Below are 21387 nucleotides of genomic sequence, written 5' to 3' on the forward strand. Positions count from 1 at the left end.
TCAAGCCAACCCCAGAGCAATTTCCATCATATTCGTAAAAGCTAATTGTCTTTCCTCCGGTGTCGTTTGTTCATTCCTAATAATATGGTCACTTACCGTCAAAATAGTCAACGCATTGACTCCAGCATATGCGGCATTCATATAGAGGCCAGCGGTTTCCATTTCCACACAAAGAATCCCCATTTTGCGCCATTTTTCGATCGCAGTAGGGTCAGCATTGTAAAAAATATCGCTGGTAAGTACATTGCCTACATGAACTGGAAAACCCTTTGAATCTGCACCTTGCTTTGCTTTTTCCAACAATGAGAACGAAGCAATATTGGAAAACTCGCCTGGAAGGTTGTATTGATGAACATAGCGAGAATCCGTCGATGCCCCCATTGCCAAAACAATATCATACAAATTCATCTGGTCTTGGATGGCGCCACATGTACCAATCCGAATCAAATTTTTTACACCAAAAACATGAATCAGTTCCCACGAATAAAGACTCATACTAGGCATCCCCATGCCCGTTCCCATGACGGATACTTTTTTACCTTGGTAGGACCCTGTAAATCCGAACATATTTCGGACGGAATTAAATTGAACCGGATTCTCTAAATAGGTTTCAGCAATAAATTTTGCACGTAAAGGATCCCCAGGTAAAAGTATTGTCTCAGCAATTTCTACTCCATTTGGTTTAATATGTGGAGTTTCCTTTTGTACGGTGTTATTACTCATGCGTTTCACTCCTTAAATAAGTAAGTATCAAAGGTATTTTCCCATAAGTTTACCGTTTCATTCATCAAAAAAAGCAACTACATCTGATACTTGTAGTTGCTCGTGCTTTTAATCATGGTGCCTGACACCCTATTTGGCTTTTGCTTCGATGCGGCGCTGATGTAAGATTGGCTCGGTGTAGCCGTTTGGCTGGTCGAAACCTTTAAATACTAAGTCGCAAGCTGCTTGAAAGGCGACAGATTGCTCATAATCTTGAGCCATTGGACGATACGCCGGATCTCCCGCGTTTTGCTGGTCGACCACCTTGGCCATTCTCTTTAAGGTTCCGAGTACCTGTTCCTTTGAACAAATCCCATGGTGGAGCCAGTTGGCGATATGCTGGCTCGAAATCCGGAGTGTCGCACGGTCTTCCATCAACCCAACATGATTAATATCCGGTACCTTCGAACAGCCAACCCCCATTTCGACCCAACGAACAACATATCCTAGGATTCCCTGTGCATTGTTATCAAGCTCTTGCTGAATTTCCTCGGCTGTCCAGTTAGTATTTTCAGCGACAGGAATGGCTAAAATCTGTTCTCTTAAATCCCGAATATCCGTTGCTAACTCAGCTTGCACCTTTGAAACATCTATTTGATGATAATGTAGCGCATGCAGGGTTGCTGCGGTTGGTGAAGGCACCCATGCTGTAGTCCCTCCTGCTTGAAGATGACCGATTTTTTGCTTGAGCATTTCTGCCATAAGGTCCGGCATGGCCCACATTCCTTTCCCAATCTGAGCCCGGCCCTTTAGACCAGTTGCCAGTCCGACAAACACATTGGATTTTTCATAGCTTTGCAGCCATGTTGAAAATTTCATTTCATTTTTCCGAATAACAGCCCCGATTTCCATCGACGTATGGATTTCATCTCCAGTCCGGTCCAAGAAACCCGTATTAATGAAGACAATACGATCCTTTACTGCACGTATGCAATTTTTCAAGTTCAAAGACGTTCGGCGCTCTTCGTCCATGACCCCAATCTTTAGCGTATTCCGCTCCAGTCCTAGCATATCTTCCACGCGATTAAACGTCTCGTTAGCGAAAGCGACTTCTTTAGACCCATGCATTTTTGGTTTAACAATATAAATCGATCCCTTTGCAGAGTTCTGATACGGACCATTGGCCAAAAGTGAATGCTTGGCAATTAAACTAGTAACGACAGTATCCATTAACCCTTCTGGTACCTCGTTCCCATCCTTATCCAGGATCGCAGGACTCTTCATTAAATGACCGACAATACGGACAAACATGAGAGAACGCCCTTTTAAGGCAAATTCCTCACCTGTAGGAGTGAAATAATATCGGTCAGGACTCAGCGATCGAGTAATCGTCTTATTATTTTTTGAAAAAGCAGCAGTTAAGTTGCCTTTCATTAACCCGAGCCAATTGGAATAAACAAGGACCTTATCTTCTGCATCCACTGCGGCAACGGAATCTTCACAATCCATAATTGTAGTAAGAGCTGACTCTATGAAAATATCTTTAACGCCAGCTCGGTCGGTTTTTCCAATTGGATGGCCTGGATCGATTTGGATTTCAAAATAGAGACCATTATTTTTCAGCAAAATGGCAGAAGGTTCTCCTGGATTTCCTTGGTAGCCACAGAGTTTAGCTTCATCTTGAAGTCCAACCGATGCGCCGCTTCCAAGGGAAATTACTAATCGTCCATCAACGACCGAATATTTGATCGCGTCCTTATGCGAAAACTGCTTTAGCGGAATGGCTTGATCAAGGAACTCTCTTGCAAAAGCAATAACTTTTTCTCCGCGAATCGGATTGTAAGCCCCTGCACGCTTAGCGCCATCATCTTCACTAATCGCATCCGTACCATATAAGGCGTCATAAAGACTTCCCCAACGGGCATTAGCTGCATTTAACGCATATCGTGCATTATCGACTGGAACGACAAGCTGCGGCCCAGCTTTTAAGGCTACTTCTTCATCCACATTTTCCGTGCCAATCTGAAAATCAGCCGTCTCTGGTTCTAAATAGCCAATTTCTTGCAAAAATAATTTATAATTTTCAAAATGGAAGGTTTTATTGTTCCTGTGCCAAGTATTGATTTTATGCTGGTGGTCATCTCGACGAGCAAGTAGTTGGTTGTTGATGGGTGTTAGATCAGCAAAGAGTGCTTCAAAATTAGTCCAGAACTGCTCACGGTCCAAGCCCGTTCCTGGTAATGCGTTGTCGTTTATAAAATGATAAAGTACATCCGCTACTTGAAGATTACCTATTTTTACATAGTTTGACATCTTTCCATTTCCTCCTTATGTAGCTTAAACTTTTACATCGGTTCAAAACTTATGAATCTGCGAATCTCTTTGCTGTTAAAACACCTGCTCTCCCTTCTAGTGCTGACCAAGGACGCCGTTACCTTTAATGTAAAAAAATGAAACGCTTCCTTTATTATACAATACTTAAAACGAGAAAAAACCTTACATTGAGCAAGGTTTTTTAAAATTTTATAAATTAAGCATTATGGCAGAAACAGCTGTTATTTGAAATTATCATACAGAAAAATTACTTCACTGAGAGAATTCTGATTTCATTTTCTGCCTCAACCAGCCGCCCGAATCGATAGCCTTCAATGAGAACATGCCTCTCATGATCACTTAGTCGACGCTTCCATTTCGTTTCTAAAAAATAGATGACTTCGTTATAGTACATTTCCGGGTATTCAAAAGGTTTACTCATACATATGTCTCCTTCCTTATCTTAATCATCCTCTGCTTATCAGTTTTGACAATTTGCAGAGAATTTAAAAATAAGATTTTTATCAACAAATTTAGCTATCAACTCAAAAACAACAATATCCAAGGAGAAGAATCCAACCTGCTCCTGTTTATGGTTCAATCATTTAGGGTAAATTGAAAGGCAGAAGATTTCGTTTCTTAAAGGAGAAGAAAATGGCGGAAAAGAATAATAAAAAAAATTACCCTAAAAATCTATGGTCCGGCTTACTTTTTGGCATAGGACTGGTCGCTTTTATCGATGAAGCAGTTTTTCATCAACTACTGCATTGGCATCATTTTTACGATAAATCCACGACTGGGATCGGACTTGTTTCTGATGGATTTTTTCATGCCTTTAGTTGGTTTGCTACTGTTGGATCCTTATTCATGCTTGCCGACCTTCGCCGCCGAGGCGGCTGGCTGCCTATGAGGTGGTTTGGAGGGTTATTCCTTGGTGCAGGTGGATTTCAATTATACGATGGTACCATCCAGCATAAATTAATGGGGCTGCACCAAATTCGCTACGATGTAAGTATCGTCCTTTACGACATGGTTTGGTACATAACCTCAGTTATGATAATAGTAATTGGCATTGCTCTCCTCGCTCGCTCAGGAAGGAAATCAAATAAAACAGGAGTTACAACCAACCATGCAAGTAATTAATCATCTTCAGCATAGGGCTGGGATGGAACCCCATGGACTAAGCCTCCAAATGATTTTATCAGTGCCGTTTTTCATTGCATTAGTCATTTATCTTTACGCAGCCATCCGAGCTAAGCGGAGGAAAAAACCATGGCAGTTTTACCGTATTGTCATGTGGATTGCAGGTATTTTCTGTGCATTATCGGTTATTATTGGCCCACTTGCTACTCGTTCTCATCAAGATTTCACGGCTCATATGCTCGGCCATCTCCTTCTCGGAATGCTAGCGCCCCTATTACTGGTCTTGGCATGCCCAGTGACACTGATTCTTCGAACACTTGACGTGAAGCACGCACGGACGTTATCCCATATTTTAAAAAGTAATCCCATTCGACTAATCAGTCATCCGTTGACGGCCTCTCTCCTGAATGTTGGAGGCCTTTGGGTCCTATATACGACTAGCCTTTATCAGACAATGGAACATAACGGGCTGGTTCAAATTGCGGTTCACCTGCACGTATTTCTAGCAGGCTATCTTTTCACAGGTGCCTTTATTTATGCAGATCCGCACCCACACCGGACGAGTTATCTCTATCGTTCATGTGTATTGATAATCGCCTTGGCAAGTCACGGCATCCTTTCAAAATATATTTATGCTCATCCCCCTATGGGAGTTCCGATTGAACAAGCCAAAACGGGCGGATTGGTCATGTATTATGGCGGCGATGTCATTGATTTGATTCTGATTACGATCTTTTGTTACCAATGGTTCAAAGAAACCCGCCCCAGAATGAATGAGGTTATTAGTATTAAATAAGTAAAAAGACTGTCCCAAGAAATCTTGGGGCAGCCTAATAATCTTATGTAACATTCTCATCACTTAGCTTAGTTAAATAATAATTTACTAACTCCGGATATTCTTTTATTTCTGCTATCCCCTTTTCCGTTATCACATAGGTTCCTCGTTTAATTCTTTCAAACCAACCATAATAATTCTTCGTCAAAATGGATGAGGTATTATTCCCGGTTCCTAATTGAATTAACCTCCTAGGTGACAATGGACCAAAACATTCAAGATTACAAGCAATTTGGATACAATTTTCTTTATATGCAGTCATAATCTTGGTCCGATTACTGCCACCAACATTATAGTCTGCACTGCGGCCATTAATTTCCTTTATAATAGACTCGCGCTTTAGTTTGTTTTTTCTATGCTTAAATGGGGCAGGATTAAATATTATTTCTGCTTTTCCGCGTTTCCCGGGGCTCGAAACAACGATTAATCCGAGCTCTAGCCTGCGAATTAAATGGCATTTCTCTGTCCACTTTTTGGAATTCAAACGATGTTTCGGTTTCGGGATCGCCACATAAACTTTATCTGTAATCCGCTGCCTTTTGGCTGCTTGGATTAGTAAGTCCACACTTAAAGTGAGCTTTAATTCGACAACAATTAACTCTTCATCCTTGACAGCAACAATATCACAGTCTTTCACTTCACCGTAAACCTCATAACCTTCACGGACAAAATAGGTCTGAATGGGTTTATATAAATCTATTTCTTGCAGCTTCTTTGTTTCCTTCATCCGGTATCACCATCCCAATGCAAACCTTAAGAATCATATTATCCAATGAAACGCATTCACTCCATTTTAAAAGGTATCCATTCTGGATGAGATACCTTTTTTGGGGGAAATATAGTATTTACTAAATCTTCAGGAGTGTACTTCATGATTGCCATCATTTATTCTATTTTTTGGATCATTGCGGCATTTATATTTGCAGACCGTAATTGGAAACCCTATTACCCTACAATGCTCTTTGCATCACTTGGGAACGCATTATATGAGCTTCTTTGTTATAACTACCAGCTCTGGAAACTGGAACCAAATGGAATTCAGTTTTCAATGATTCCGATTATGTTACTAACTTTGATTGGAATGCCCCTATCTTCGTGGGTATACCTTTCAAAATATCCCTTTAAAAAAAGAGCCCTTACACAAGCCATTTACATTGCTTTATTTACTATTATTTATATACTAATGGAATATTTGGCGATAAAAGGAGGATCCATCTCCTACCACCATCATTGGAACTTATTATGGTCAACCCTATTTGTGATTGTCATGTTTATGATTATGAGAATCCATTTTAAAAAGCCCATCCTAGCCCTAATCTTTTCCGCAGTTTTTGCTCTTTTTCTCTGTATGGTCTTTAATGTGACCCTGAGCAAAATGAAGTAATTCAATTTTTGGGTGTCAGGCACTCTCCGTGTGTTCACCACCCAAAAAATTAATTTGCATCTTGTTTTTCCCAATATTCATAAATTAATTTTTGAAACATTTCATTCAAACTTTTCTTTTTATGTTTTTTAATCCATTCGACCTGGTCGATTGGTAAATTTAGTTTAATACTAACGTCCTCATTGGGCATTTCGATTTTTCTTATTTCTTCTATCGTAATACCATCTTCTATATTCGGAAACCAAGAATCATTTTCGCCAACCCGAGTGAAACCTTCGTAGTCATGAATATCATCGAGTTCACAGAATAAATTTATTTGTGGTAATCCGCCTGTCAATATTTTCACGTGCATGATGGAATTGATTATTCTACCATCCTCTAATTCTATCTCGACAATGACGTTTTCGACGGTCTTATATTTTTTTACAACAATCTCACTCACAATCAGATCCAATTCTAAGGTAAAGCCGGAGCTCGATTCAAAGATATAGATTCCGTTTCTAAAAACATGGATACTTTCACCATCGATTGTAACTGATTTTACAACTACCATTAACCTATCCTCCATACATTTGTTTAAATCATTCTATACCGAAAATTCACTCTTTAAATTTACCATAGTAATGTGGTCAGTAGTATTTTTCCTATAAACTTTTACTACACAATAATTTCTATGCCAATGGGGAATATTAAAAGGGGAAATTTATTGGAAAGAGGTGCATGTGTAAATGAATCAAAATTATTCCATTGATCCTAACCAAATACCTAAATTCACTAGTCATGGGGAAGCAAGAGAGTGGTTTAAAGGGCAATTTGGGGATCAATTTTTACTGAGAATGACAGATATGAAAGATGGAAGAAGAGTTAATTTCTATCATCTCGTCAAAGATCCTGAAGTGTACAAGCCATACATGGAGAGCTTCGCAAGCGTCGTTCAGCATGAAATCACTAACATTAACACATTTAAAAGCTATACAACCATCGAAATTGATGAAAATGGTCATGTTGATATCAAGGATTAAAATAGGGTGTAAAAACCAGTGCTTTAATAGTAAACGGCTGCTCCTACAGTTAATTAACCTGTAGCAGCAGCCTTTATTTAAGTCCCTATTTCCTATTTACGGCTTCTGCATAAATAAATAAATCACGAAAATATTGTTTCATTTGAATAATAGATATCTCGTTACTCCTTAGTAACCCTACGGTATCTCTATTTAAACAACAGCCATCACAGATTTTCTTCCACGCTGGAGTTAGCCAGTTCTGAAGTGAGGATAGGAACTGATTTTGCATTTTTACATGCTCAAATAGAAGAATTTTTCCACCTGGCTTACAAACTCGTTTCATCTCTATAATGGCTTTTTCAGGATTTGGAATGGTACAAAATACTAGTGTTGCCACAACGGTATCAAAAGTATCCGCTTCAAATGGCAATTCTTCTGCACTTGCCTGTACTATTTCGATAGGGATAACTGCTTGTCTATGTTTAGATAATGAACGCTCAATCATGTACTGACTCGGTTCTATCGCAGTTACTATTACAGGTTCCTCGTATAAAGGAAAATTAATCCCAGTACCCGATCCTAATTCTAGAACGCTTCCCGTTGCCTTCGCAAGGAGTTCCTTCCGAATCCTCTTAAACTTCTTTTTCTCCAACGGCTTCATAAAAAAATCATACCAATTGGCAAATAATTGACTCAAAATTATCCACTCCAAACAAACTGCTTAAGTTTACATAATAATTTTATGGGAAACTAGAATATTTAACTATTAACACTTCCTCTGACAAAATATCGTTTGTCTGCCCTCCTGTTCATTTTCTTCAAAAAATAAGACATTCCAATCACTAAATTCGGCCAACAATTCATTGGGGAGAAGTTTATATTGACTAGATACTCCCTGATTCTCGATTCTCGGTGATTGGTTGAAGGTTTCCATAAAAAAGTAACCTCCCTCTTTAGTCACGCTCTTCACAATTGGGAAAAGTGAGCGATCGAGATAATAAGTAATAACAACTATGTCATATGTAGAATTGGTCATGATTGGATTGCTCCATTCTGTTAGATCACACACTTGTGCTTGGATTTTGAGATTATCCTGTGCGGAACGTTCCCTAATAAAGTTAATCGCCACATCCGAAATATCAATAGAATGAACTTGATAATTCATTCTTGCAAGGAACAAACTGTTTCCCCCAAGACCACACGCTAGGTCAAGCGCAGTGCCTCCATTTAAATACACAGAAAGGTTTTCTAGTCTTGGATTTGGTACAGGTTCTTTTATGTCAATCATACGATCTTTATATTTATTATTCCATTTCGTTTTACTGTCCATTTGAAAACTCCTTAACACTTGGATATAGACCTAACCTACAGCATTAAAGTAGAATTGTCCATTTAGATTCAGATCACTGAAATAAAATTTTATTTTGTTACATTCCAATATTAGTTAATTGTGTCTGATATAATAAAGGTATCTAAAGTAGACTGAAAAATCTAAAAAGGAGGGCAAAATGAGAAATTATATTATTAATCGCTTATTAAAACCAAAATATATAAAAATCATTAAGGCTGAAGGGTATCCTTTTACCATGCAGATTAAAAATATAAACTTACTTTATGAAGAAATGAATACCTATAAAGACACAAAAAGTATCCTTTGTCCTTCCAAACCGATTTCAATAGACCAGCATGCGCTCGATCGATGGAACGAAAGAGTTGGCCCGATAATCAGTCTAGATTCCTTGCAAAAATCCTTGGAAATAATTTTCCGAAATTGTTCTTATAGGATAGATCAACTCGCCCATGGCATTGGCTCTATTGATAATGATATAGTTTTTACTTATGAAAACACAGATAAGGTATTCAAAATCACCACATTTTATGGACGGAAGAACTTACATCCTACTCTAAACCAGGTCAAGAACCTTAGAAGATATAACTTGTATTGCAATGAATATGTTAATCTATCACTTACAAAAGAAGAATTAAATAGGCAGAACTTGCCGCTAATCCCCAAAGAAATGATTCATTTCCAAGGCAGGATTACTTCCTACATTCTAGAAAAGTATATAATTTCCGATAGGAAACACCCTTGTTTCCTTTGTTATAGCAAAGATAATAAAAGAAATGACTTTTATTCATTTGTGGTTGACTTAGAAAACCCAGAAGAAATGTTGATCCCCAATAATGTTTTGTACCTTATAAACAAACTTGGCTACAGTGACTTCATCTTAAAATACTTTTCATTTCACAACCCTGAAAAATTAGATAGGGCAAGAAGCAAGGCCCTCGACTATTATATGACTTCAATGCACAACGGGGTGTTTTTTAATTAGGCTGTGTTAAACTTGGCTGTTGATTTCCGTTCCAGGCACTTCGCTTTCCGCGGGCGTGCCGGGAAGCCTCCTCGTCGCTTTGCTCCTGCGGGGTCTCCCCTGCCCCGTACTCCCGCAGGAGTCTTCGTGCCTTCCACTCCAATCAACAGAGAGCCAAAATCGACATTAACTTTTAACACAGCCTTTAATTAAAACAGGTCGCCAACAAGAATTGGCGACCAAATTTACTGTTGATTATTTAACTGGCTGCATCAATGACGCTTCATACTCCGTTAATGCTTCATCAAACATACGGAGACCTTCATCAATTTGTTCCTTAGTGACGACTAATGGTGGAATCATTCGAATCACTTCCCCATGGTTTCCACAAAGGTAGAATAGTACACCCTTTTCAAGAGCAAGATCAAGAATTTTTAACAATCCTTCTCCATTTGGTCCACCTGTCACTGGATCAATGATTTCAATTCCAATCATTAAGCCCACTGCGCGGATGCTACCTATAACAGGGTGTCGTTCCTTGATCTTTTCTAGTTCCTGAACAGCATAACTCCCCATATTCCTAGTGTTTTCAAGAAGGTTTTCTTCCTTCATCACTTCCAAGGTTGCCAGTGCAACAGAACAAGCAATCGGATTACCCCCAAATGTCGTTCCGTGGCTTCCGAGAGGCCATTGTTTCATTAATTCAGCGGAAGCAACCGTTGCGCTAAGCGGCAGGCCATTAGCAATTCCTTTAGCGATGGCCATAATATCAGGGGTAACATCAAAGGTTTGAGCTGCGAACCATTGACCGGTACGGCCAAATCCGGTTTGAACTTCATCAAAAATAAGTAAAATATTATGTCGATCACAAATTTCACGAACTTTTTTTAACCAGCCCTTTGGAGGAACAACATAACCGCCTTCACCGAGTACCGGTTCTAAAATAACACAGGCCACCTCTTCCGGTGTTACCTGATGACTAAATAATGAAGCGAAATCTTTTTCTAATTTCTCAATCACATAGGTCTCAGGATCCATACCTTCTGGACACTCTTTAACATTCGCATAGGGTACTTGATAAGTAAGACCAGATGGCTGGATGAATTTCCGATATTTGCTTTTAGATGTAGTCACACTTAATGCACCTAACGAACGACCATGAAAACAACCGGTAAAGGAAATAACATACGGACGTTTCGTTGCATATTTTGCTAGTTTAAGAGCTCCCTCGATTGCTTCCGTCCCACTATTGGCAAAGAAAAAGCAATCAAGGTCTCCAGGTAAAATTTCGGCGAGTTCATCGGCCAATCGTAAAATGGACTCATACATAATTACGCCAGAAGGACCGTGCATCAATCCATCGGCTGCATCTTTAATCGCTTGGACCACCTTAGGATGACGGTGTCCGACATTTGTTACCGCAATCCCAGACGTAAAATCAAGATATTTTTTTCCATCTACCCCAAAATAATAGCAGCCTTCCTCTTTTACCACCGGTAGATTTGGATGATCCTTTGCCATACTAGGTGCCAGTCGATTTGGCATATTTTTCACCAAGTGATCCCATTTGTTATCCATACTTTGACCTCCGTATTCTAATACTTATCTCTAAAAATTGTAGTTTTACTTAATCGCTTTTAATGTTTCATCTCGAATGAGCGACAATAATTCTTCTTTATATTCGGCAAACTGGGCGGAGGCTTTCACGCTGAAATCCCTTGGCCGCTCCAATGCAATCGGGATCCTTTTCTTTAAACGCCCTGGTCTTGCAGTCATAACATATACTGAATCGGCTAAAAAGATCGACTCATCGACATCGTGAGTGATAAATAGAATTGTCTTTTTCGACTCTTCCCATGCCTTCAAGAGCACTTCCTGCATTATGTTTCGGGTTTGGGCATCCAATGCTCCAAACGGTTCATCCATTAATAGAATTTTTGGATCGTTTGCCAACGCTCGAGCAATCGCGACACGTTGCTTCATCCCGCCAGATAACTGAATCGGAAAATGATTTTCAAATCCTTCTAAACCGATTAATTGCAAGTAGTGTCTAGCAATATCGTCTCTCTCTTTTTGAGATACACCCTTTAGCTTTAAACCAAAGGTAATATTGTCTTTCACTGATAACCATGGAAATAACGTGTATGATTGAAATACCATCCCACGATCTGGTCCCGGACCATGGATTTCCTGCCCATCAAGGAGCACTTGGCCAGAAGTTGCTTCCTCTAACCCTGCGACAATCCTTAACACGGTTGACTTCCCACAGCCAGAAGGTCCTAAAATCGTGACGAATTCCCCTTCCTCAATTGAAAAGGAGGTTTTTTCCAATGCGGTCGTTTCACCTTTTTTCGTTTTAAAAACTTTTCCAACCTCTTTAATTTCTAGTTTTGGGGTTCCAGTCATATTTAAAAGAGATTCTCTTTGTTTTGGTACAACTATTTTTTCCTTTTCTTTAACATTCAATTGAGGTGTTACCATTAAAAACCATCCTTTCTCATCCAAGAAAACGAAGCCTTGTATATGGCTTTAAAGAGAATATCTGTAATCAGCCCTAGGATACCAATAATCAAGATTCCAACGATGATTTTATCTGGCTGCAGAAAACGAGAAGCCTGCATGATCATATACCCTAAACCGCTAGATGCACCAACAATTTCAGCAACCACTAAGTACGTCCAAGCCCAGCCAAACGTAATCCGGAGGGTGTCAACAATTCCAGGTAAAGAAGCTGGGAGGATAACTTTTGTAAACACTTGTGCCTTCTTTGCCCCTAATGTATAGGAAACATCGACTAAATCATTTTGGACATTCTTGGTGACGTCCATAATCATCAACGTCAGTTGAAAAAATGTTCCAAGGAAAATTACGCTCATTTTTTCTGTCTCACCGAGACCAATCCAAAGAATCAGTAAGGGAATGAAAGCAGATGCCGGCATATAACGAATGAAACCAATGATTGGTTCAAAAGCTCCCTCCATAATCCTTAGTGACCCCATTAAGATCCCAAGCGGTATGCCAATAATGGCTGCAGCAAGAAATCCAAACAGGACCCTAGTAAAACTGATCCCTATATCAGAAAGAATTTGACCATTTACGAACATATCCACCGCGGTAGACAATACTGCAGAAGGAGTAGGTAGGAACAAAGGATTGACGAACTGTCCATAACTAAGTACAGACCAAACTAATAGAAAAATAATAAATGTTATAAAGCCCGCCGACGTATAAAACACTTTGGGTATTTCCTTATTAGGAGTAAATAATTTTGCGATCAATTTTTTCACCTATTTTCTTATGCGTCTATTTTGTAAAAAAGCCTAACTGATGAGGTCAAAAAAACATCTCATAAGTCAGGCTGTTTAAAGTGAATCCTTAAACTTACTTAAATCTTATCATTATTGGAAACTTGGGTTGATAACATCTTCTGCTTTTGGCTCGGTTTTAAGAAGTTTTTGATCCTTATAGAACGAAATCGCATTTTCAGTTGATTGATAGATGGAACCTTTTGCGCTTTCTGTTCCAAATAACTTTTCATTATCCTCTTTTGAGAAGAATTTTAAACCAGTAACCGTTCCTTCAAATTCCTTGACATCAATATTTAAACCCTTAGCCATAATTTCATTGGCTTCTTTTTCATGCTCTTTCCAATATGTCATGGCTTCGCCCATCGCCTTTACAAAAGCTTTAACATCTTTCGGACGGTTCTTGATCACATCTTCTTTAAAGCTGACCGTATCGACGATAATTCCAGATAAATCTTTGGTTGTTAACAAAACCTTACCGTTTGCTTGTGCCCCTTTTGATAACCATGGCTCCCATGTAACAGCCGCATCCACTTTACCAGCGGCAAAGGCAGCACCTGCATCACCGGCAGACATTTGTACCACTTGTACATCCTTTTCAGTTAATCCGCCTTGTTTTAATGCTTGCAGTGCTAACATATGGCTAGTTGAACCAACTTCAAATGCAACTTGTTTGCCCTTTAAATCTTTCACACTATTAATTCCTTTTTTTACGAGGATCCCATCCCCGCCGTATGAATCATCCAATAACCAAACCACTTGTACTGGAATTTCAGATGCTGCTAAGGACACTTGTACATCCAGTGCCGTCGCCATCCCATCAATTTTCCCACTGGCTAATGCTTGTTTACGTTCTCCTAATCCTTCTACAATGGAAAGTTCAACATCAATCCCATTCTTTTCGAAAAAGCCTTTTTCTTTCGCTAAAAATAACGGACCATACCCTGTCCAGGTTGGCAGCGTCACTTTCAATGGCTCAGACGACTTCCCATCCTTTGCACTACTTGCTACATCCTTTTTACCACACGCTGCTAGTGCGAATAGCAACATCAGTGAACAAATAACCAATAACCACTTTTTCACTTCAAATTCCCCCTTGTTTTTAAAAATATATCGCTTTTTATCTATTACTCTATTAAACAGAGTTAAGAATGAATGACACCAGGTAACATTCCATTCCCTATTTCGTCAGCGCGGCGAACAGCATCAATTACCATTTCAGGTGAGACCTCAAATGGCATATTTGCCATATCCTCGATGGTAACAGTAATTTCCCCAAACTTCTGCCACTGACTTTCTGTTAAGTTCGTTATTCCCATTTGCTTTAAAGTAAATGGAAGTTCTACTTCCTGATAATAATTTATTAACTTTTTCAATTCGTCCTCGCTGGTATTCTCCATACACAACTGTGCAAGGATCCCAAAGGCAACAATTTCCCCATGATAGGTATGATGTACTTCAGGAAAAATCGTTAACCCAGAATAAATCGCATGGGCTCCTGCTGTTCGGCAATCATCCCCGCCATACCCACTGACACTGCCACTGACCAAAATAATGGTATCAATGACATCTTCTAACTCTTTTGTCACTGTTTGGGTTCGAACAGATGTGACAGCTTTTTTCCCAATATGAAGCAGCGTTTGATAAACCTGTCCCGCGATCGCAACAGCCGTCTGATTTAATATGTTAGGCGTCGCTTTTTTCACTGAGGATTTGGTCTCAAACCATTTTGCCAATGTATCTCCAATACCTGCGATTAAAAAGCGTACCGGTGCGTTCAGGATGATTTCCGAATCGACTAAGACTAATTCAGGTGCCTTCGACTTTCGTTCAATCCCAATAAATTCACCATCATTACTATATAGGATGGTAATAGGCGTAGCTGCTGCACAGGTTGCTGCGATGGTTGGGATGGCTATTAACGGTTTGTTAAGTTGATAGGCAACAGCTTTTACTGTATCAATGGCTTTGCCTCCACCAGTCGTAATAAGAACATCAATCTGTTTATCCTTTAAGTCGGCTACTAATCGATCGATATTCTCCTGAGATGATTCACCACCATACCAAAGCGAATGTTTTAATAAAATCTCGTGTTCTGACAAACTCTTTCTTAATGTATCTTCTACCAGTCCTCTACTAATCTGGCCTCCAATAAGAGCGGCTGTTTTTCCAAATTTTTTTATGTACCTACCCGCGTCTTCTAGTAAACCACTATTTCTAATATATTGAGCTGGTCCCACCGTTACTTTCATATTACACCCCAAATCCCTTATAAATTATTTAAAAATGAATAATATTCTATAAATATAAATACTTGTCAACTTTATGTCAATATATTTTCTTAATTTTCTATTATCAAGTAAAAATACAATTATAACTATAAAAATACATAAAATATACTATTTAGAAATATTACCTTATATTATTGTTGTATAAATATAACCAATCACCTTTCTTTTCGCCTTGAAATTACCCCCTTTTGATCAGGATTTCGATGCTTATGTGGTCGCTTTGTTTGTGTCTCACACCTAAATAATTATGCAAGTTTTATGCCAGTTTTAATCTATTCCGTATTTTCTGAGCTTTCTAAACACAGAAGGCTGACTTATCCCTAATGCTTTTGCCATGTCTATTGTTGTTTTATATTGTTTCCTAGTCTTAAGTAACACTTGCTTTTCCACACTATCAAGAATCTCATTCAATGAACGATTATTGTCATCAACAGACGTCTCAGGATGATAAGATCTTCGAAAATGAGGCGGCAGGTTTTCGATTTCAATTAGTTGTTTCGGAGAAGTAACTACCAGTCTTTCAATTAAATTGATTAATTCTCTAACATTTCCCCTCCACTCTTGTGTAAATAGCAGATGCAAAACACCTTCATCAAGGCTTCGTTCACGGTGATACTTTTTAGAAAAATACGTTAAAAAGTGTTCAATTAACGGGATGATATCGGTTGATCGCTTTCTTAATGGCGGGATGGTAATGGGTACAACATTTAAACGGAAGTAAAGGTCATGTCTAAAGATTTTTTCTTCCACTGCTTTCTCTAGGTCTCTATTTGTTGCGGCAAGAATACGAAAGTCAACGGTTCGCAGCTTCGTTCCACCAACACGGTAAAATTGCTTTTCCTGAATGAATTTGAGGATTTTCACTTGATTGGCTAACGATAACTCACCAATTTCATCTAAAAATAAGGTTCCGCCTTCTGCAAGCTCTGCTAGCCCGATCTTGCCCTTTGAATGAGCCCCAGTAAATGCCCCTGTCTCATATCCGAAAAACTCTGCCTCAAACAGCGCTTCGGGGATCGCACCGCAGTTTACCTCGATAAAAGGACCGTCTTTCCGAGAACTTTTTTTATGAATGAACTTCGCAATATGTGTTTTCCCAACACCGGTTTCGCCCAGCAGCAACACATTAACATCAATTTCAGCCACTTGCAGGGCGAGTTGAAGTACTTTTTTCATTTCCGTACTCGTTGCAATCATTCCGTCTGAATCAAATTGAAGATTTCTTAGCATTTCCAGTTCACTTTTCACTCGTTCCATTTCGTCTTCGATGTTCGTTAAGTATTTTTTCATGTTAAGTAACTCGGTAACATCATGTGAATAACTGACGATTCGTACCAAATTATTGTTATGATCAAAGACAGGTATCCCGGTTACAAGCAACTTATCCCCGTTATTAGTTGTTTGAACCAGGGTTATTTTCTTTTTTTCTTTAATAACCAACGGCGTCAAAATCGGTGTAAAAACCCCTTCTTTTTCGAGTTCATAAACGGACCGGCCGACCATTTCATTGGACTTCATATTATAGATTCCTTCGGTTGCTTCACTTACCTTCAAAATAATCCCATCTGTGTCGGTAACTAAAATATCGTCCTGTAATGAATGAAGGATGGCCTCACTTTCATTCCAAACTTTTTTTTCATCACTCACAAATTCTCCTCCCTTCTCGAACTTAGCCAAGCAATATTTTATTCATTTTTGAATAGAAAATAAGGCAAACTTCTTGATAGTACAGTTATATCAGATAATTGATAAAATTTATACTTTTTTGAATAAATTATTCGATTTTGTATAATTAAAATCTTTCATCTGAAATTGAAGAGGCAATAAGTACTGAATTAAAGGCATGTAGTGGATTCACATTCGTAGTGAAAACTTCATAAGAGACATACTATTACGCTATGATTACCGCTATGACCAATAAATTAATATAACGGGCATCATACGAACTCTTCGGTTCCCTCCAAGACCAAAAATTCGGTGTAATGGGCATCATACTCTCTCTATGATTACCGCTAAGGCCGAAAATTCGGTGTAACGGGCATCATACTCTCTCTTTGCTTTTTTGGATGAGACCGTTTGGGTTCAGTTGCCTTTTTTTATGATAAAATAGCAATATGACAAACGATGAAAATATCTTAAATGAGGGTGAATGAATCTTGAATAATAGAATTGCTTTATCGTGGAGTGGCGGGAAGGATTGTTGTATGGCCTTAGATACCCTAATTTCGCAGGGATTTGAAGTGGTTTCCTTGGTTACAACTGTGCCTAAAGAAATAGGACGGACATTTGGTCATGGTGAGCGAACAGAAATGATTAAACTACAAGGTGAAGCTCTAAACATACCGGTTCATTTTATTGAATGTACATACGAAAACTATACAAGTCAATTTGTCAACGCAGTGGAATACTTGAAAATTCAATTGAGTGTCACGGGAATCGCTTACGGAGATCTTTATTTAGACGAACATCGGGAATGGGGAGAAAAAGTCGCAGCCGCTGCAGATGTCGAGCCCCTGTATCCATTATGGATGAAAAAAGAAGAAGCCTTACAATCTTTAGGTGAGTTTGTCCAATCGGGTTATGAAGCAATTGTGATTCGAGTACGGGAGGATGTTCTAAATGACACCTGGCTTGGTAGAATTGTAGATGAGACCTTCCTGCGAGATGTACAAAAGACTACTATTTGTCCGATGGGAGAAGCAGGTGAATATCATACTTTTGTCTATGATGGACCTCTATTTTCAAGAAGAATTCAATTGGAACAAGGAGAATTAATCCAGCTGGAAGCGACAAAGAAACTTGAATTTAAGAGTTATAGCTTAATGGAGCGTTAAGACCAAGATATGGGTTAAAAATAACAAAAGGGGGGTGCCCCCTTTGTTATTTCGACCACTATTAATACGGATCGGAAGGTTCCCCCATTTCCTGAGCTTGTTTCACAGCATCTTCCATTTTTGAATCTACAGTTTTTCCAGCTTCCTTTATCCCTTCTGCAATTCTCTTTCCATAATCAGGATCACATTGTGTCAGCATATCCACCATACGGTCTTGGATTTCTTTTCGACAAGAAGCAAGTGCTCCCGATAAGTTTGAAATTAATTCATTCTTCTCCCAGTCGTTAAATCGCCGGTAGGTTTCACCAGCTTGACCAAAGTTATTCTCACGCGAGATTCGTTCTCTCACTAGGTTTCCTTCCACATGTGGCTGATGTTCTTGACCTGGGTTCTTCGCTTCTTTTAAACCACCAATAAGGGATGGTTCATAATTAACATGAGGATTTTTTAACTTACCGAAATCCTGTCTATAATCCATTTGGCCCCCGTCTTGGTTTGTCGCAACATGTGTTTTCGGTCGATTAATAGGCAGCTGTAAGTAGTTGGTTCCGACCCGATACCGCTGGGTATCAGAATAAGAGTAGGTCCGCCCCTGTAATAATTTATCATCGGAGAAATCAAGGCCATCTACGAGCACACCAGTGCCAAAAGCGACTTGTTCCACTTCGGAAAAGTAATTTTCCGGATTTTTATTTAAGACCATTTTCCCAACCTTATGCCATGGAAAATCTTCTTTATACCACAGCTTAGTCGGATCGAGTGGATCGAAATCCAGTTCCGGATGCTCTCCATCTTCCATGATTTGAACATAAAGTTCCCATTCTGGATAATCACCTTTTTCAATCGCTTCATATAAGTCTTGAGTCGCATGACTATAATTCTTGCTTTGAATTTCATCTGCTTCTTGTTGACTAAGATTTTTTATTCCTTGTTTTGGCTCCCAATGATATTTAACGAGAACCGCTTTACCCTCTTCATTCACCCACTTATACGCATGCACACCTGAGCCTTGCATTTGCCGGTAGTTTGCCGGAATCCCCCACGGAGAAAATACAAAGGTAACCATATGCATGGATTCCGGGGTTTGACATAAAAAATCAAACATCCTCTCCGGATCTGACAGGTTCGTGACCGGACTAGGCTTAAAGGAATGGACCATATCGGGGAATTTTAATGGATCTCTGATAAAAAATATCTTTAAGTTATTCCCTACTAAATCCCAGTTTCCATCCTCTGTATAAAATTTAATCGCAAATCCTCTTGGGTCGCGTAATGTTTCTGGTGAATGCCCGCCATGAACAACGGACGAAAAACGTACAAATACAGGTGTTTGTTTTTCAGTATTCGTAAACACCTTTGCCCTCGTATATTTTGAAATCGGTTCTCCATTAATCGTTCCGTAGGACTCAAAATATCCATGAGCCCCGGCACCGCGCGCATGAACGATGCGTTCTGGAATTTTTTCTCGGTCAAAATGGCTGATTTTTTCTAAAAAATCATAATTCTCTAACGTTATAGGTCCGTGGTTTCCAACAGTTCGAACATTTTGGTTATCTGTTACAGGGTGTCCTTGACGATTGGTTAATATTTCTTCAGAATTGTCATTATCTCCATTTACTTGATTAACCATTTATAAACCTCCTTTTTTTACCTTTGTAAGTATTTCCAAAAGCTGATGATCTATGTAAAAACTTCCAGTCCTCACAACAAGTTTGATATCTTTAAAATTTTAATTTAATGATGTGCTTTGATATGATAAACGGTAAGTTAAATCCTTACAATAAAAGGAGAACCTAAATTTATTTTAAAAATATGAACATAAGGGTGCCATCCATGAAAAAATATACACAAGTATTCCAGGGGACTGCTTTTACCAGCAAGTCACCAAAAGAAATCCAACTATTAAAAGATCATCTTTTCTGTATTAATGAGAATGGTATGATTGAAAAAGTCGTTTCCTCAGAAGAGGCTGACTACCTGCCTTTATTAGATGCTTATCAAGAGGAGGAAAACTTTCATCGCTTAGCTGAAGGTCGATATTTCTTACCTGGATTTGTCGATTTACATGTACATGCTCCGCAATGGGCTCAGTCTGGAACGGCATTAGATATTCCACTCTATGATTGGTTAAACACCTATACCTTCCCTCTTGAGTCGAAATTTTCGGATTTAGATTTCGCAAAAGATGTTTACGAAGATGTCGTTAGCACCCTACTCGCAAACGGAACAACTACGGCACTTTATTTCGCTACTGTACATAAAGAAGCAAGTTTATTACTAGCAGAAATTTGCGCTGAAAAAGGGCAGCGCGGACTAGTCGGAAAAGTTGTGATGGATAATCCTGAACAAAATCCAGATTATTATCGTGACATTGATACACAAACGGCCATAGCTGACACTGAGGAATTTATTTTAGCAGTAAATAAATTAGCAAAGAGCACGAAACAAGGTGTTTATCCTGTTGTAACCCCACGTTTTATACCTAGTTGCACGGATGATGCCTTAAAAGGTTTAGGAGAATTAGCTGAAAAACATGGAACGTATGTGCAATCGCACTGTAGTGAAAGTGATTGGGAGCATGGTTATGTTAAGGAGCGCTTCGGTAAGAATGATGCGTTTGCTTTACATCAATTTGGTTTATTAGGCGAAAAGTCGGTTATGGCGCATTGTAATTTCTTAGATGATGAAGACGCCGAATTATTCGCAGCCACAGGTACTGCTGTATGCCATTGTCCCATCTCTAATGCTTATTTCGCCAATAGTGTTATACCCATCGCACATTTGCTTTCCAAAGGAGTTGAAATTGGTTTAGGAACCGACCTTTCTGGAGGTTTTTCACCCAGCCTTTTTGATAATGTGAGACAAGCAGTGATTGTTTCTAGAATGTTAGAAGATGGCGTGGACAGCACTCTTTCTGCTGAGGAACGTGGTATAGCTAATTCACGCATCACAATTAATGAAGCGTTCTATTTAGCAACAGCTGGTGGCGGAGAAAGTTTAAATTTGCCGATCGGCCGCTTGGAGGAAAACTACGCTTGGGATGTACAAATCATTGATACGTCAGTTACATACGCAAAACTCCCTATTTATCATGCAAATGAAGATTTACATGATAAATTTCAAAAAATTATGTATCTAGTAACCCCTGAAAACATCCGTGAAGTTTGGGTACAAGGAGTAAAAGTTCATTCCCGTTAATGATCCTATAAAAAAAAGGGACAGGCATCAACCATTTAATGGGTTGCCTGTCACTTTTTTATTTAT

General features: G+C 39.0%; 22 protein-coding genes. 7 read left to right on the forward strand and 15 right to left on the reverse strand.

Going from position 1 to position 21387, the window contains the following annotated elements; translation table 11 throughout:
• The 3 genes from deoD to FS608_RS30090 form a co-directional block, all read right to left on the reverse strand.
• A complete protein-coding gene (gene deoD, locus FS608_RS05515; protein ID WP_144548254.1) occupies positions 1-723 on the reverse strand; it encodes a purine-nucleoside phosphorylase in 723 nt (240 codons plus the stop codon).
• Between the two features lie 129 nt (positions 724-852).
• Positions 853-3015, reverse strand: coding sequence for a malate synthase G (locus tag FS608_RS05520; protein WP_144548255.1), 2163 nt, complete (start codon positions 3013-3015; stop codon positions 853-855).
• Positions 3016-3283: 268 nt separating this feature from the next.
• Complete coding sequence (locus tag FS608_RS30090; protein WP_186328615.1) at positions 3284-3457, reverse strand: hypothetical protein; 174 nt, start codon at positions 3455-3457, stop codon at positions 3284-3286.
• 212 nt (positions 3458-3669) lie between these two features.
• Here FS608_RS30090 and FS608_RS05525 point away from each other — a divergent pair, with 212 nt between their 5' ends.
• Positions 3670-4158 (forward strand): DUF2243 domain-containing protein, encoded by a 489-nt coding sequence (locus FS608_RS05525; RefSeq protein WP_144548256.1) that lies wholly within the window; start codon positions 3670-3672, stop codon positions 4156-4158.
• Entirely contained in the window at positions 4145-4954 is an 810-nt protein-coding gene (locus FS608_RS05530) for a cytochrome c oxidase assembly protein (protein WP_144548257.1), read from the forward strand. The genes FS608_RS05525 and FS608_RS05530 overlap by 14 nt, the downstream gene beginning before the upstream one ends.
• A gap of 43 nt (positions 4955-4997) precedes the next feature.
• Here the strand turns inward: FS608_RS05530 and FS608_RS05535 are convergent, their stop codons facing one another.
• Positions 4998-5720 (reverse strand): DUF2161 domain-containing phosphodiesterase, encoded by a 723-nt coding sequence (locus tag FS608_RS05535; RefSeq protein ID WP_144548258.1) that lies wholly within the window; start codon positions 5718-5720, stop codon positions 4998-5000.
• A gap of 144 nt (positions 5721-5864) precedes the next feature.
• On the opposite strand from FS608_RS05535, the gene FS608_RS05540 reads away from it, so the two are divergent.
• Positions 5865-6377, forward strand: coding sequence for a CBO0543 family protein (locus FS608_RS05540; protein ID WP_144548259.1), 513 nt, complete (start codon positions 5865-5867; stop codon positions 6375-6377).
• 49 nt (positions 6378-6426) lie between these two features.
• On the opposite strand, the gene FS608_RS05545 is transcribed toward FS608_RS05540, so the two are convergent.
• Positions 6427-6930: a hypothetical protein gene (locus tag FS608_RS05545; RefSeq protein WP_144548260.1), complete on the reverse strand. Its 504-nt coding sequence runs from the start codon at positions 6928-6930 to the stop codon at positions 6427-6429.
• A gap of 175 nt (positions 6931-7105) precedes the next feature.
• Between FS608_RS05545 and FS608_RS05550 the strand changes: the two genes are divergently transcribed.
• Entirely contained in the window at positions 7106-7399 is a 294-nt protein-coding gene (locus tag FS608_RS05550; RefSeq protein ID WP_144548261.1) for a hypothetical protein, read from the forward strand.
• An 85-nt stretch (positions 7400-7484) separates the two neighbouring features.
• Here FS608_RS05550 and FS608_RS05555 read toward each other — a convergent pair whose 3' ends face one another.
• Positions 7485-8078 carry a class I SAM-dependent methyltransferase gene (locus FS608_RS05555; RefSeq protein WP_144548262.1) on the reverse strand — a complete coding sequence of 198 codons (594 nt, stop codon included), beginning with the start codon at positions 8076-8078 and terminating at the stop codon, positions 7485-7487.
• Between the two features lie 69 nt (positions 8079-8147).
• Complete coding sequence (locus FS608_RS05560; RefSeq protein ID WP_144548263.1) at positions 8148-8711, reverse strand: class I SAM-dependent methyltransferase; 564 nt, start codon at positions 8709-8711, stop codon at positions 8148-8150.
• A gap of 178 nt (positions 8712-8889) precedes the next feature.
• Here FS608_RS05560 and FS608_RS05565 point away from each other — a divergent pair, with 178 nt between their 5' ends.
• Positions 8890-9714, forward strand: a complete 825-nt coding sequence (locus tag FS608_RS05565) for a hypothetical protein (RefSeq protein WP_144548264.1) — start codon at positions 8890-8892, stop codon at positions 9712-9714.
• On the opposite strand, the gene FS608_RS30095 is transcribed toward FS608_RS05565, so the two are convergent.
• From FS608_RS30095 to FS608_RS05595, 7 genes are all read right to left on the reverse strand, one after another.
• On the reverse strand, positions 9711-9893 hold the full coding sequence (locus FS608_RS30095) for a hypothetical protein (protein ID WP_186328616.1): 183 nt from the start codon (positions 9891-9893) through the stop codon (positions 9711-9713). The two genes, FS608_RS05565 and FS608_RS30095, sit on opposite strands and share 4 nt — an antisense overlap.
• A gap of 55 nt (positions 9894-9948) precedes the next feature.
• Positions 9949-11271: an aspartate aminotransferase family protein gene (locus FS608_RS05570; protein WP_144548265.1), complete on the reverse strand. Its 1323-nt coding sequence runs from the start codon at positions 11269-11271 to the stop codon at positions 9949-9951.
• Positions 11272-11316: 45 nt separating this feature from the next.
• A complete protein-coding gene (locus FS608_RS05575; RefSeq protein ID WP_144548266.1) occupies positions 11317-12174 on the reverse strand; it encodes an ABC transporter ATP-binding protein in 858 nt (285 codons plus the stop codon).
• A complete protein-coding gene (locus FS608_RS05580; protein ID WP_313958694.1) occupies positions 12174-12980 on the reverse strand; it encodes an ABC transporter permease in 807 nt (268 codons plus the stop codon). The genes FS608_RS05575 and FS608_RS05580 overlap by 1 nt, the downstream gene beginning before the upstream one ends.
• A gap of 111 nt (positions 12981-13091) precedes the next feature.
• Positions 13092-14081, reverse strand: a complete 990-nt coding sequence (locus FS608_RS05585) for an ABC transporter substrate-binding protein (protein WP_144548267.1) — start codon at positions 14079-14081, stop codon at positions 13092-13094.
• A gap of 62 nt (positions 14082-14143) precedes the next feature.
• On the reverse strand, positions 14144-15250 hold the full coding sequence (locus tag FS608_RS05590) for an iron-containing alcohol dehydrogenase family protein (protein ID WP_144548268.1): 1107 nt from the start codon (positions 15248-15250) through the stop codon (positions 14144-14146).
• 306 nt (positions 15251-15556) lie between these two features.
• Positions 15557-16936, reverse strand: a complete 1380-nt coding sequence (locus FS608_RS05595; RefSeq protein WP_260871584.1) for a sigma-54 interaction domain-containing protein — start codon at positions 16934-16936, stop codon at positions 15557-15559.
• Between the two features lie 509 nt (positions 16937-17445).
• Here FS608_RS05595 and FS608_RS05600 point away from each other — a divergent pair.
• Positions 17446-18123, forward strand: coding sequence for a Dph6-related ATP pyrophosphatase (locus FS608_RS05600; RefSeq protein WP_144548270.1), 678 nt, complete (start codon positions 17446-17448; stop codon positions 18121-18123).
• Positions 18124-18184: 61 nt separating this feature from the next.
• On the opposite strand, the gene FS608_RS05605 is transcribed toward FS608_RS05600, so the two are convergent.
• The gene (locus FS608_RS05605; RefSeq protein ID WP_144548271.1) at positions 18185-19753 is read right to left on the reverse strand and encodes a catalase; all 1569 of its coding nucleotides are present in this window, start codon (positions 19751-19753) and stop codon (positions 18185-18187) included.
• Positions 19754-19956: 203 nt separating this feature from the next.
• Here FS608_RS05605 and guaD point away from each other — a divergent pair, with 203 nt between their 5' ends.
• Positions 19957-21321 (forward strand): guanine deaminase, encoded by a 1365-nt coding sequence (gene guaD / locus FS608_RS05610; protein ID WP_144548272.1) that lies wholly within the window; start codon positions 19957-19959, stop codon positions 21319-21321.
• The last annotated feature ends 66 nt before the right edge of the window (positions 21322-21387 follow it).

This window comes from Bacillus sp. X1(2014), assembly GCF_007678255.1.